The organism is Azospirillum sp. P4_B5, from assembly GCF_056402275.1.
Window position 1 is genome coordinate 41,376 of the sequence record NZ_JBFUHT010000007.1, and the last position, 12,587, is coordinate 53,962.

The following is a 12,587-nucleotide window of genomic DNA, read 5'->3' on the forward strand; positions in this document are numbered from 1 at the left end:
CCCTCAGATCGGCTTCATTCGACGTGGCTTGCATCATTCGGAGACTCTTTGTTGCGTCCATAGGGGCGATCCAACTTTCTAAAGCCGCTCTTCCAGCCGAGCAAACACGACACGTCCCAAAGGCCGGAAAACCGCCCCAGGCGCAAAGTAGTAAGAGGAACGACCGAATGGATTACGTGGTCCGGCCCGTTCTGACAAGTCCAGAATCGGAGACATTATTTTTTCTCCGCTCCTGTCTCCTTGCCGTCGGGTGACCGGCACCGGACCGCTTCCTGACTGACTGTGTACTCCCGTTGCCGCCACCGCCACGCATCGGCGATTTGCACGTCGAGGTCATCGCGCTGCGGTCGCCATTTCAGCAAGGCGCGGGCTTGCTTGGCATCGCCCACCAGAACCGGCGGATCACCCGGCCGCCGCGGCCCCACCGTCAACGGCACCCGCCGGCCGGTGACGCGCTCGGCCGCATCGGCCACCTCTCGGATCGAGAATCCCTGGCCGTTACCCAGGTTCAGCGCCACGCTGTCGCCGCCGTCGAGCAGATGGCGCAGCGCTCGGACATGGGCGTCCGCCAGATCGGAAACGTGGATGTAGTCGCGCACGCAGGTGCCGTCCGGGGTGTCGTAGTCGTCGCCGTTGACCGTCAGATGCGGAATGCGGCCCAGAGCGGCATCCAGGGCCAGGGGGATCAGGTGGGTTTCCGGATCGTGGTTCTCTCCGATCTCACCCTCCGGGTCGGCGCCGGCGGCGTTGAAGTAGCGCAGGATCACGGCGCGCAGGCCGGAGGCGGCACCGACGTCCATGATCATCCGTTCCACCATCAGCTTGCTGGCCCCGTACGGATTCACCGGCTGCTGAGGGTGATCCTCCGGAATGGGGGTCACCCGAGGCACGCCGTAAGTGGCGCAGGTGCTGGAGAAGACCAGCATCCCGACCTCCGCCGCGGCCAAGGCTTCAAGCAGCGTCAGCGTCCCCGCCACGTTGTTCCGGTAATAGCGCAACGGCTTGGCCACCGACTCCCCGACATAAGCGTATGCGGCGAAATGAAGCACAGCCACGGGTTGATGTTCGGCAAAGGCCCGGTCGAGCGCGGTGCGGTCGGCGAGATCGCCCTGCAGCAGCGGCCCCCAGCGAACCGCGTCGCGACGGCCATGCTCCAGGCTGTCGAAGGTCACCGGCAGAAAGCCGGCCGCCGCCAGGGCCTTGCAGGCGTGGCTGCCGACATAGCCGGCGCCGCCCGTCACCAGCACGGCTGTCATGGAGCACCTTTTTCGGTCCCGGCATCCCCGCGTTCGGGATCGCCACGGTCCACTGCCCGCGTCCAGCGCGCACGCTTCATCTTCGCCGTCCTCAGACCGTAAGAAGCATGACGAGCTTCTTGTTCTTCCGCAATGTCTCTTCCATGATCCGCAAGTATTCACCCGCCACACGACTTGCATCGAACAGCTTGTCGAACACATAGCGCGCGTTGGCTTTGTGTTCGGCGTAGAGACCGGGTTCCGTCATGTAGCGCAGCATCAATCCCGCGAGATCGCCGGCCTGGAACGACAGCACCCCGCGCAACGGCAGCACCAGGGCGGCGGCGCGCCCATCGGCCGACACCATCTCCGCGATCGAGCCGTTGTCCGTCGTGACCGCAGGAATGCCGCAGGCGAAATACTCGATGATGGTGGACGGCAGGGATTCCGACAGGAAGCGGCTGGGCAGCAGCCCGGCGTCGCACTGCGCCACCACCTCCACCACGCGCGGCATCTGGCCAAGGAAATCGACGGCGTCCAGCCCGGCGAAGCGCTCGGCCAGCTCGTCGGCGTACGGGCCGCCGCCGACCAGCACGAGACGGGCGCGCTTCCCGCCGCGTTGCGCGGGCGGGAGGGCGTTGATGCCGGCCACGGCCTCGATCGCCTCCTCCCAGCCCTTTTCCGGAATGGCGCGCGAGCAGAGGCAGAACACGAACTCGTCCGCGGCCCGCCGCAATCGGGTCTTGGGCGCCTTCGGCACTTCCGCCGGATCGAAACCGTTGAAGAGCTGCACGGTCACCTGCGGCATCGGCAGGCCGTATTGGCGGAAAACCTGGAGGTTGCGTGTCGTGGAGTAGATGATTCCGGACGCCGATTGCAGCAGAGACGGCACCAGGCCGTGGAACTCCGGGTCCCAGTCCGGATGGTTCATCAGCCCCTCGTAGCACCCGTGCATCCGCAGGAACCAGGGGACGCCGAGGCCGCGGGTGACGGCATGGGCCAGGCGGTCGGCCCACCAGACATGGGACAGCACGACGTCGATCCGGTGGAACGCGATCAGGTCGCGCAGCAGGCGGATGCGGTCGGGCCCCTCGGCCAGTTGATTGGGATTGTGGCCATGGTCGTGCCGGGCGGCCCACTCCGTCATCCCCAGCGTGCCTTCCAATGGCAGGACGCGGTCGCTCACCAGCCCGGTGACATCGGAGTCGCAGAGCGCCGGGCGGGCGTTGACGATGAAGCTGTCGTGCGCTCCGGCCAAGGCGTTGGCCAAGCGGATCGCGGCAGTCTGCCCACCCCCCACCTCGGCGTCGGGAAGCACGGTCAGAATGCGCAGCCGCCGCGCGGAACCGTCCGGGTGGATGCTGCGGTGGAGGTCCGACAGGACGGACGCGAAGGCCGGATTCTCGAACATCCCCGGCCGCCGGAGGTCATGCTGCCGGGTCAGCCGGTCGTACTCGTAGGCCGACCAGGCGATGCTGCGGCACTTGGCCTGCGCCGGCACCCGGAAGGTGTTGAACAGCTCCCGCTTGACGGCCAGGGCCTCGCCGATCGCCCGGTCTTCCTTTTCGATGGTGTGCGTGACCGTCTTCGGATGGCGGCGGTGATGGTTCAGGACCTGTGGCACGAAGGCGATCCGGCCCCCCTGGATGGTGTGCGCGTAGAACCACCAATCCCCGCACAGGCGGTATTCCAGGAGCTTCGCCTCCACCGCGCCGGGATCGGGCCGGCGGAAGACGACCGCACTGGCGTTGGGAATGCTGTTCTTCTGGCTCAGCGCCAGAGCCACCTCCTCCGCCGCCGGCACGCAGTACCAGCCGCGCCAGTGCGTCGGGGAAAGCTCGTCCGTGTAGCCGTGATAGTCTGGGGCGTAGATCTCCCCGTTCGGGCCGGCGATGTCCGACTGCGCGAAAGCCAGCTTCACCGCGTCGTCGTAGAATTCCGGAACCACGCGCTCCAGAAAATCCGGCTCGCACCAATCGTCGGATTCCGCGATCCACACGAGGTCCCCGGACACCAGGGAGAAGCCGCGCAGCCATTGCCGGAAGGTGCTGCCGTTGTTCTGTTCGTTGACGACGACGCGGAACGGCACCGGGGAGACGGCGGCGTAGCGGCGCGCGATCGCCACGCTGTCGTCCTCGGACCGGTTGTCGATGAAGACGATCTCGTCGGGAAGCCGGGTCTGCTTCAGGATGCTTTCGATCCGCTGCGGCAGATAGGCGGCGTAATTGTAGTTCGGGATGATGACGGAAACCGTCAGCGTCCGCTGCCGGCGGTAATGGAAGGCCTGCGCCAGCAGCTCCTCGAAACGGGCGGCGTACCGGTCCCAGCCGCAGTCGCGGGCGATCCGCGCCGCCGTGATCTCCCCCCGGCGCCGCGTGGCCGCCGGATCGGCGAGGAGCCGGCCCAGGGCCACGGCCATCGCGCGCGCGTCCGCGTAGGGGACGACGACGCCCTGCCCGTCGCCCAGCATCTCCACGGCCCCGCCGGCCCCCTCGAAGGCAACGACCGGAAGCCCGTGCGACAGGGCCTCCATGTTCACCATGGGGAACGGGTCCTCCCGCGAGGTGAGCGCGAACGCATCGGCGGCGGCGAAGTAAGGTGCCGGCTCGGCCCGCGCCCCGGCCAGGATGACGCGGTCGGCAACGCCCAGGCGGACCGCGTCATGCTCCAGCCAGCGGCGGAAGCGCCCGTCGTAACCGTCGCCGACCCAGACGAACCAGGTGTCCGACGCGCGCCCGGCGTCGGCCGACAGCAGGGAATGGGCGGCAAGGACGAACAGGTCCGCGCCCTTGCGCATGTCCACCGTGCCGCAGCCCAGGACGATCCGGGCGTCGGGCGGAAGCCGGAACTCCTCCCTCACCCGCCGGCGGGCGGCGGCGCGGTCGAGATCGGCCGGCGGACGGTCGGTGCCGTTGCGGATCGCCACGACCTTGCCGGGATCGAGCGCGTAGTGGGAGACCAGCGCGTCGCGTACGCACTCGGAGGGGCACAGGATTCGGCTCGCCGCCCGGTCGATCCGCGCCACGGTCGCAGCCCCGTCCAGGAAGGCTTCGATCGAGGTCGGCAGTTCGTGCAGCCACGCCAGAACCGGCACGCGCCAGCGTCCGAACATCTCGGCGTACTCCGCGCAGGCCGCCGTGTTGACGACGACCAGGCAACGGGTCGAATCCTCGCGGAACAGCCGGGCCACCCGATCGATGGCCGCCGACCGGGCGCCACCGCCACTGGCCGCGACGTCCGCGATCCGCAAGGTCGGAACCAGCGCGGCGAACTGCGGCGTCAGATCGCCGTCCTCGTTCACCAGAACGCGGCAGTCCAGGTCCGGCCGCGTGGCAAGCTGTTCGAGCAGGCGCAGGATGCACAGCGGCGCGCCGGTCCGGTTGGCGATGTGGGTGACGAACAGGACCCGGAAGGGCTTCCGCCCGAGCCCGGCCGCCGTTTCTGCCGGACCATCGTGACGCCATGGCAGATCCGCGAAGCCTTCCGTCCCAGCGGTTCCGCCGGAACGCCCGCGGTGGCGCAGGAAATGGAGGAAGGGCGGTTCGGCGGAGCCGCGCAGCTCCGGGTGCAGGTTGCGGTAAGCCCCGGGGTCGAAACCGGCGTTCGGGCGGCGGTCTTCGAACACGCCATAGTCCAGGAAATGCGCCAGCGGATCGCATCCCCCCTCGCGCACGTCCGCGTTGGCGTCCAGATAGTAGGCCGGATCGAAGTCGGCGTGCGGCCGGAGCCGCTCCCCCGCGCCGCGCCGCATGTAATGGTCGAGCGGATCGGTCCCGGGCGGCAGGTCGGCCGATGCCGAGGACCGGTAGAAGGCCGGGTCGAACAGCGGATTGGGCGACCGGCCCTCGGCCCGTCCGTTCGTCAGGAAATGCGCCAGCGGGTTGACGCCGGCATCGCCGACATCCCGGTGGGCGTCGAGGTAGAAGGCCGTGTCGAAATAGGGATGCGGCTTGCAGCCCTTGGCGGTTCCGATCTCGACGTAATGCTCGACCGGATTGAGGCCGGACGCACGGGCATCGGCGTGGCGTTCCAGATAATAGCGAACGTCGAACAGCGGGTTGGGCTGGCAGCCCCGCGCAAGCCCAACCGCCAGGAAATGGGCGAGCGGGTTCGCGCCCGAGGCCGCATCCGGATAGCTGTCCGTGTAGAAGCGGCCGTCGAAATAGGGTGAGGGCGCGCGCCCCTCGGCCGCGCCCTCGCGAACGTAATGGACGAGAGGGTTGTACCGCCGGGCTACGGCCTCGCTTTGCAGAACGCGGGCGGCCTGGGGAAACAGCGAGTTCGCGCGCTCCGCCAATCCGGGATCCATGCCCAGATAAAAACGCACGTCGAACAACGGGTTGGGGTCCCGCCCCTCGAACCCGCCGACGGCCAGGAAATGCACGAAAGCCGGACAGGCCGAAAGGTCCACGTCCGGGTTCCGGCGGATGTAGAAGGCCGTGTCAAACAACGGCGACGGATCGAGCCCCAGGGAGACCCCGAACCGCACGAAATGGAGAAGCGCGCCGTCCGGGGCCGGCAGGCCATGCAGCCGGAAAAGGCCGCCGTAATGGGCCTCGTCGAACAGGCCCGACACGGCGATCCAGTCCATCAGGGCCGCCTCCCCGGCCGACGGCGGGGCCGGCGGGGCCGTCAGGGTGAAGCGAAGCGCGGCGGCCGCCTGCGCCGAACGAACGGCCGCCGCCCCCTGCCGCGTGCGGCCGGTAACCTCGGCGACCATGTCCATGGCCCGTCGGCGCTCGTCGGCGAGCCGGCTCTCAGACGCCTTGCGCCGGGCGTTCGCCTCGTCCAGTTCGGCCTGAAGCGTCGCGATGCGCGATGCCGCCGCGTTCGCGGTTATGACCGGCTTGACGAGTTTCATGAGCGTCCGCAACCCCAGCGTCTGTCATGATGATGTTCAGCAAAGAACAGTCTCGGATACCCTGCGAAAAGCAAGCCCCGAGCGTATGTTCAGGCCAGCAGGCCGAATTCCCGGCAATAGGCTGCGATGGCGTCCCAGGCGTCCTTCTCCGACCAGCCGAGCGGCGCGGCGTCGACCCGGTCGGTGTTGATCCGGACCATCGGCTCGCTGAAATCGGTCTGTTCCATCAGTTCCACCCGGCAGTCGAGCCCGACGCGCGACCGCAGCTCCGCGGCATAGCGCACTGCGAAGGCCCCCTGGCTCTCGACATAACCGCTGACGTTCCTGCGATGGAAACCCGGGGTCTCCGGCAGGTCCGCGCAGAAGGCCGCATAGGACAGGGCGAGCAGATCGACGTGGATGTTGTCCCGAACGTAGAGGGGCGTCTTCACCGAAGCGGTTTCGCCCTTGCTCCAGCACTTCAGCAGATAGGCGCAGAAGCGCGGCTCCTCGAACGGACCGAACGGGTTTGGAATGACGAACTTTCCCATCGGCATTCCGATGGCCGCCGTCCAGTACCGGAAGGTCTGATCGGTCAGGCCCTTGGACAGGCCGTAGGGGGAGAAGGCGTGCAGGGGCTGCGTGCCGGCCCCTTCGTTCTGCTCGAACACGCTTCCCGTCAGGACGACGCCGCGGGACCCCTGGTCGGCCAGCCGGCGCAGGATCGCCGGCAGGTTGCGGGTGTTCTCCGCAAGGGCGCCGGCCGCGTCGAAATCCGGGCTGCGGTAGTTGGTGACGTTGGCCGCGTGATGGCACAGCAGATCCCATCCGCCGGCCTGCACGAGATCGAGGAACCGCGCTTCGCCGAACACGCAATCGGGCACGATCTCCGCGCAGTCGGCCAGCCGGCGCACCCGCTCGCCGCGTACGCCGTCGTATCCCTGCGGGGCACCCCGGAGGGTTGCGACGACATGATGGCCGGCTTGGTGCAGCGCACGGGCGATCCAATAGCCCGTGAAGGAGCTGGCGCCCGTCAGGAGGATCTTCATACCAGTCCCCGCAGGCGCTCCACGCCGTGCCATTCCGGATCGAAGTCGCGCCAGTTGCGGTCCTTGTCCGAAACCTCGGTCGGCGCGATCGGCCATTCCACACCGAAGCGCGGGTCGTTGTAACGCACGCCCCGCTCGTTGTCTGGACCATAGAAGGCGTTGACCAGATAGAGCGCCTCGGTGTTGTCGGTCAGCGTGATGAAGCCGTGCGCGAAGCCCTGCGGCACGTACATCATCAGCCGGTTCTCCTCGTTCAGCTCGGCCCCGAACCACTTGCCGTAGGTCGGGGAGTCGGGCCGCAGGTCGAGGATCACATCGTAGAGCGCGCCCTTCAGGCAGCGCACCACCTTCACCTCGGCGTCGGGGGTGAGCTGGTAGTGCAGGCCGCGCAGCGTGCCGGCCTTGGCGCTGAGCGAGTTGTTGATCTGCACAAAGCGGGTGCACAGCCCGGCCTCGGCGAACTCGCGCTCGCAGAAGAAGCGGGCGAAGAAGCCGCGGTCGTCGCCGCGCTTCTCCAGCTCGATCAGGTGGGCACCGTGCAGGGGGGTCTTGTGGAACTTCATCGCGTCGGCTCCCGTCGCTCAGCGGATCCAGTGGAGGTCTTCGCCGAGGCGGCCCTCCTCCATGTGGCGCTCCAGCACCTTCAGGCGCATGAACTGCGAGTTGCGGAAGGACGCGTCGCGGAAGTTCATGCCCTCCAGCCCGTTCTTCAGGCCGAGGATGGCTTCGGCGAGCGACACCTGCGGCTGGTGACCGGGCGCCAGCTCCCGGTACAGCGAGAAGTCGACGCTGTAGGAACGCTTGTCCGGCGGGGCGTCGGTGTTGATGCTGACGCGCGTGTCCGGAATCGCCTCGGCGACCGCGTTGGCCAGATCGCGGACCTGATAGTTCCACTCGTTGCAGCCGGTGTTGACGGCCAGGAACTGGCCCCCGTTGCCGGCCTCGCGGTGGATCGCCCAGTCGATCGCACGCGCCATGTCCTCGACATGGATCAGCGGGCGCCAGGGGGTTCCGTCGCTCAGCACGGTGATCTCGCCGGCCGCCAGGGCGCAGGCCACGAAGTCGTTCAGCACGAGGTCGAGGCGGGTGCGCGGCGACATGCCGCAGGCGGTGGCGAAGCGCAGGGCCGTGGCTACCATGCCGCCCAGCTCGATGGTCTGCAGCCCCCGCTCGGTCGCCACCTTGGAGCGCGCGTAGGCGGTCAGCGGGTTGAGCTGGTCCGTCTCGCGGCGCGGTCCGCCCTCGGCCGCGCCGTACATGCTGCAGCTCGACGCGAAGACGTAATTCTTCACGCCGGCGTCGCGCGCCAGCTCGGCCGTGCGCACGGCGGCCCGGTGGTTGATGTCGTCGGTCACCGCCTCGTAGCGGTTGCCCATCGGGTCGTTCGACACGGCCGCCAGCTGCACGACGGCGTCGACGCCCTCCAGCAGCGACGTCGGCAGGAGACGGGCGTCACCGAAATGCTGAACGTCGGCCTGCGCCTCCGGGAGCAGGCCCGCACCGGTCAGGCAATGGCCGAAGAAGCCGGAATCATAACCGATGATGACGGCATGGGGATACCGGGCGCGCAGGTAACGGGTCAGCACCGGGCCGACATAGCCCATGTTGCCTGTGATCAGAATCTTCATCGTGCGTCTCTACAATCGAAGGCGGGGCAAGGGGCTGATCGGGCGGGAAGCGGGTGGCTTACCAGCTTTTCCAGGGAGGATTGCCGCCGCTCCACAGATCTTCCAGGTACCGCTTGTCGCGTAGCGTGTCCATCGGCTGCCAGAAGCCGTGATGGAAGTAGACGCTGAGCTCGCTGTCCTTGGCGAGGTTCTCCAGCGGCTCGCGCTCCCAGACGGTCGCGTCGCCGTCGATGTAACGGCCAACCTGCGGCGACAGGACGAAGAAGCCGCCGTTGATCCAGCCGCCATCACCCAGGGGCTTCTCCTCGAAGGCGATGACCCTCGTCCCCTCGTAGCGCAGCGAGCCGAAGCGGCCGGGAGGCTGCACGGCCGTGACCGTGGCCAGGCGGCCTTCGCGCTTGTGCAGGTCGATGCCGGCCCGGATGTCGACGTCGCCCACGCCGTCGCCATAAGTCAGGCAGAACGCCTCGTCGGCCTCGACATAGGGCAGGATGCGCTTGATGCGCCCGCCGATCATCGTCTCCTCGCCGGTATCGACCAACGTGACGCGCCACGGCTCGGCGTAATTCTGATGAATCTCCATGCCGTTCGCGCGCATGTCGAAGGTCACATCGGACATGTGCAGGAAGTAATTCGCAAAATACTCTTTAATGAAATAGCCTTTGTATCCCAGGCAAACAACGAACTCGTTGATGCCATAAGAAGAATACATCTTCATAATGTGCCAAAGTATAGGGCGTCCACCAATCTCGACCATGGGCTTCGGCCGCAACGCCGTTTCCTCGGATATTCTCGTACCCAGCCCGCCAGCCAATATTACCGCCTTCATCACACCCTCTCCTTAAATGGCTCTGCCCCGACTCTCAACCCACCTGCTTCAAAACTTGCAACCACTGATGGCCTTCTTTGGAAAGGAAGACCATTCTTCCAATGGAATTTCGGTGTTTTTTTGAAATTCTCAAAGCTTACAATTGCATCTGCCAAAAGATATTACAGCAGAACGCTGCCCTTGGCCGGAATTTCGGCCTTTCGGAATGATGCGAAGGATGTTTGGACGCCTTGGGATGGTGACGAAAGAGGCTTGGCTTCCTTCGCCGTGAACATGCGAAGGAGCGCTCTTGCACGCCCCGTCTCCGGGTTCCCCAGTCATAATAGCCTTTGTCATAACCTGATTACGCCAAGTGCCCTAGGCACCGGCACCATCCGGCATAAAGGTGAAAAATTCAATAAAATAGCTCATGACTATTGTTAAAATCCGGAAACATTCCTAGCGGAAGAACCGAGACGCGACATGATGCCGGCAAGTGATAGCGTCAGCCTGCAGAAGGTCACCGCAGGCCATTCATGCGCAGCAAAGCCGACAGCGCCGCCTCCGGCGTGACCGTCGACACGATGAAACCGTTCGGCCAGTGGCGGAGCCGCTCGGCCGGCGCGCCGATGTCGAAGGCACCGACCGGCAGCCCCAGCCCGACCACCTCGTCCAGCACGTAGCAGTAGGTTTCCGGCCAGATTGACGGCAGGAAAACCGCGTGGCAGCCCCGCTCGGCCAGGAGCCTGGGAAGCTGCTCCGGCTCGTAGCGGCCGTTGTCGTGGAAATGCACCGAGTCCAGCCGCCGGTCGATGTTGCCGAACAGCTCGAACTGAACCGGCAGCCGGTGCGCCTCGGCCATGCGCACCATCCCGGCCAGCATCGCGGCGCCCTTGGCGACGTTGAGACCGCCAACGACGGCGACGCGGACGACCGGCCGCGGAACTGGCGGAGGCAGGGGCGCCACGGCCACATGGTCGGCCAGATGCGGAACGACTCGCACCCGCTCGTCCGGCAGTGTGAAGGCCCGGCGCAGGACGGCGAGCGCGCTCCGCGAGAAGACGACGTGACGGTCGGCCGCGTCGAACAGCACCTGCCACGCCCGGCGGCGGGCGGCCATGTCGAAGTCCGCGTCGGTGCCGACGGTCCCGGCGTCGATCCTGGCGGCGCTTCCCTCCCGCCACCGGAAATGGGCGTTCGCCGGGGCGCAGGTCCGGCAGCGCTCCAGCGCCGGCACGCCGCAGTAGCGGTCCTCCGAATCGATCAGGTTCAACGAGGGGCAAACCGGGAAATAGTCGTGATGCAGCAGTCTCAGCGGCACGGACCGCCCATCGTCGCCCTGCCGGAGCGCCCGGACGAAGCCGATGATCCTGTCCACGTCCGCATACCCGACCAGGGAATTCACCACGACCTCCGAGAGCGGCAGCGCGGAGGCCAGGGCGGCCAAGTCGGCGAGGTCGTTCGCCGGGAAGCGGAAGGCGGTGCCCCCGTGCAGCAGCTCGATGTCCAGCGCGCCCTCGGGCATGCCGAGGACCGGCTCCGCGGTCGGCCGCACCAGCAGGACCGCCTGCCCCTGCACCTGCAGGCGCGCGACCTCCTTGGCGCGGAAGGTGGCGGCCCCGCCCGTGCCCGGATGGTCGAACAGCAGCACCGTCCGCGGGCGGCCGGGCAGCCCGTGCGTCGACAGGATGCGGACCGCCGCCGCGGCCCGGATGGGGCGCAGCGGGTCGGCGCGGATGAAGTCCTGCACCTCCGCGTCGAACTCCGGGTAGCGATGCCGGATCACCGCCCCGGCCGCCTCGACCAAAGCCGCCTTCTCCGCGCTGGGGAAGCTGCCGCCGTGGCGATGGTGGACGTAGAGGCCGGGCACGATCACGTTGGTGAAGCCGTGCCTCATGGCGCGCCGGCACCAGTCCACCTCCTCGCCGTAGCCGCGCCCGAAGGCCGCCGCGTCGAAAAAGCCGATCTCCCGCAGCGCCCGACGGTTCAGGGCCATGCAGAAGCCGACGCCGGTCGGCACCTCGACCGGCGGCAGCCCGGCCATGGCCGCGAAGGCGGCATCGATATCTCCGATCGGAGCGTCGAGAAACGGCGGGTTGTCCTCCGGCATGGTGGGGAAGCCGCAGATGGTGCCGGCGTTCGTGAACGGGGTGGTGCTGGCGATCGACGGACTCGCCTCGATCGGGCCGACCAGCCGCTCCAGCCAGCCGGCAGGCACCTCCACGTCGGTGTTCAGCAGGACGATGTGGCCGTCCGGGTTGAGGCGGGTCGCCACCTCCACCCCGTCGGTCACCGCCTTCAGGTAGCCTTCGTTGCGCGGCTTGACCACGACCGTCACATGGTCGAGCGAGACGCCGAGCGCCACCAGGAAAGCCGTGATGCTGCGGTCCGGGTTGCCGTCGTCGACGAACACGATGCGGTGCCGCGGCTCCACCGTCTCCATCAGCGCGTGGACGAGCGGGGTCAGGAAGGCCTTGCCGCCATAGACCGGCACGACGATGGACACAGGGGCGGCTAACGGCGCGGGGAGCGGCGCACCGGCCCCTGGAGCCCCGTTGGTCAGGGCGAGCGCCGCCCGCGCGCGGGTCAGCGGCGCCGGCAGGGCGGCGGCGTAGCGCAGGCCGCGCTCGGTCAGGAAGCGGTGCTCCACCGCCGGCACCGCGCGCTCGCAACCCACCTCCCAGCTGCGCAGCGACAGGCCCGTGCGCAGCATCAACGGGACGGCCTCCCGCTCCGCCCCTGCGCTGAGCCGCAGGGCGACGGCGGAGGTGCCCGGCGGCAGCGCCGCCACCACCACGAAGCCCGAACGCTCCGCCATCGGCTCGCCGAGGGCCAGGGCGACATCCCGCCGGCCGATCCCCCGCTGGACGTGGAGGGCGGGCGGGCGGTTGCCGTGGTCGACGACCACGTCGAAGCCGCAGAGGCCGTGCCGGTCGTGGAAGGCCCACCCTTCGACCCGCAGCTCGGTCCCGACCTCGATGCGCTCGATGAAGAACGCGAACGCCCCGTGCGTGGTCATCGCATCAT

The 12,587-nt window shown here is 67.7% G+C and carries 7 protein-coding genes; all 7 read right to left on the minus strand.

Annotated features, from left to right (window positions below):
- Positions 1 to 215: 215 nt before the first annotated feature.
- Positions 216 to 1,256 carry a UDP-glucose 4-epimerase GalE gene (gene galE, locus AC1DVI_RS07340; RefSeq protein ID WP_476957370.1) on the minus strand — a complete coding sequence of 347 codons (1,041 nt, stop codon included), beginning with the start codon at positions 1,254 to 1,256 and terminating at the stop codon, positions 216 to 218.
- Positions 1,257 to 1,347: 91 nt separating this feature from the next.
- Positions 1,348 to 6,096 (minus strand): glycosyltransferase, encoded by a 4,749-nt coding sequence (locus AC1DVI_RS07345; RefSeq protein ID WP_476957371.1) that lies wholly within the window; start codon positions 6,094 to 6,096, stop codon positions 1,348 to 1,350.
- Positions 6,097 to 6,185: 89 nt separating this feature from the next.
- Positions 6,186 to 7,124, minus strand: coding sequence for an NAD-dependent epimerase/dehydratase family protein (locus tag AC1DVI_RS07350; protein WP_476957372.1), 939 nt, complete (start codon positions 7,122 to 7,124; stop codon positions 6,186 to 6,188).
- A complete protein-coding gene (rfbC, locus tag AC1DVI_RS07355) occupies positions 7,121 to 7,687 on the minus strand; it encodes a dTDP-4-dehydrorhamnose 3,5-epimerase (RefSeq protein WP_476957373.1) in 567 nt (188 codons plus the stop codon). Before rfbC ends, AC1DVI_RS07350 begins: the two co-directional genes overlap by 4 nt.
- Positions 7,688 to 7,705: 18 nt before the next feature.
- The gene (locus AC1DVI_RS07360) at positions 7,706 to 8,752 is read right to left on the minus strand and encodes an NAD-dependent epimerase/dehydratase family protein (protein WP_476957374.1); all 1,047 of its coding nucleotides are present in this window, start codon (positions 8,750 to 8,752) and stop codon (positions 7,706 to 7,708) included.
- 58 nt (positions 8,753 to 8,810) lie between these two features.
- On the minus strand, positions 8,811 to 9,581 hold the full coding sequence (gene rfbF / locus AC1DVI_RS07365; protein WP_476957375.1) for a glucose-1-phosphate cytidylyltransferase: 771 nt from the start codon (positions 9,579 to 9,581) through the stop codon (positions 8,811 to 8,813).
- Between the two features lie 499 nt (positions 9,582 to 10,080).
- On the minus strand, positions 10,081 to 12,579 hold the full coding sequence (locus AC1DVI_RS07370) for a glycosyltransferase family 2 protein (RefSeq protein ID WP_476957376.1): 2,499 nt from the start codon (positions 12,577 to 12,579) through the stop codon (positions 10,081 to 10,083).
- Between the last annotated feature and the right edge of the window lie 8 nt (positions 12,580 to 12,587).

Coding starts and splice junctions, on each gene's coding strand:
- AC1DVI_RS07350 (WP_476957372.1), bottom strand. CDS start 7,124: ATGAAGATCCTCCTGACGGGCGCCAGCTCCTTCACGGGCTATTGGATC.
- AC1DVI_RS07345 (WP_476957371.1), bottom strand. CDS start 6,096: ATGAAACTCGTCAAGCCGGTCATAACCGCGAACGCGGCGGCATCGCGC.
- rfbF (WP_476957375.1), bottom strand. CDS start 9,581: ATGAAGGCGGTAATATTGGCTGGCGGGCTGGGTACGAGAATATCCGAG.
- galE (WP_476957370.1), bottom strand. CDS start 1,256: ATGACAGCCGTGCTGGTGACGGGCGGCGCCGGCTATGTCGGCAGCCAC.
- rfbC (WP_476957373.1), bottom strand. CDS start 7,687: ATGAAGTTCCACAAGACCCCCCTGCACGGTGCCCACCTGATCGAGCTG.
- AC1DVI_RS07360 (WP_476957374.1), bottom strand. CDS start 8,752: ATGAAGATTCTGATCACAGGCAACATGGGCTATGTCGGCCCGGTGCTG.
- AC1DVI_RS07370 (WP_476957376.1), bottom strand. CDS start 12,579: ATGACCACGCACGGGGCGTTCGCGTTCTTCATCGAGCGCATCGAGGTC.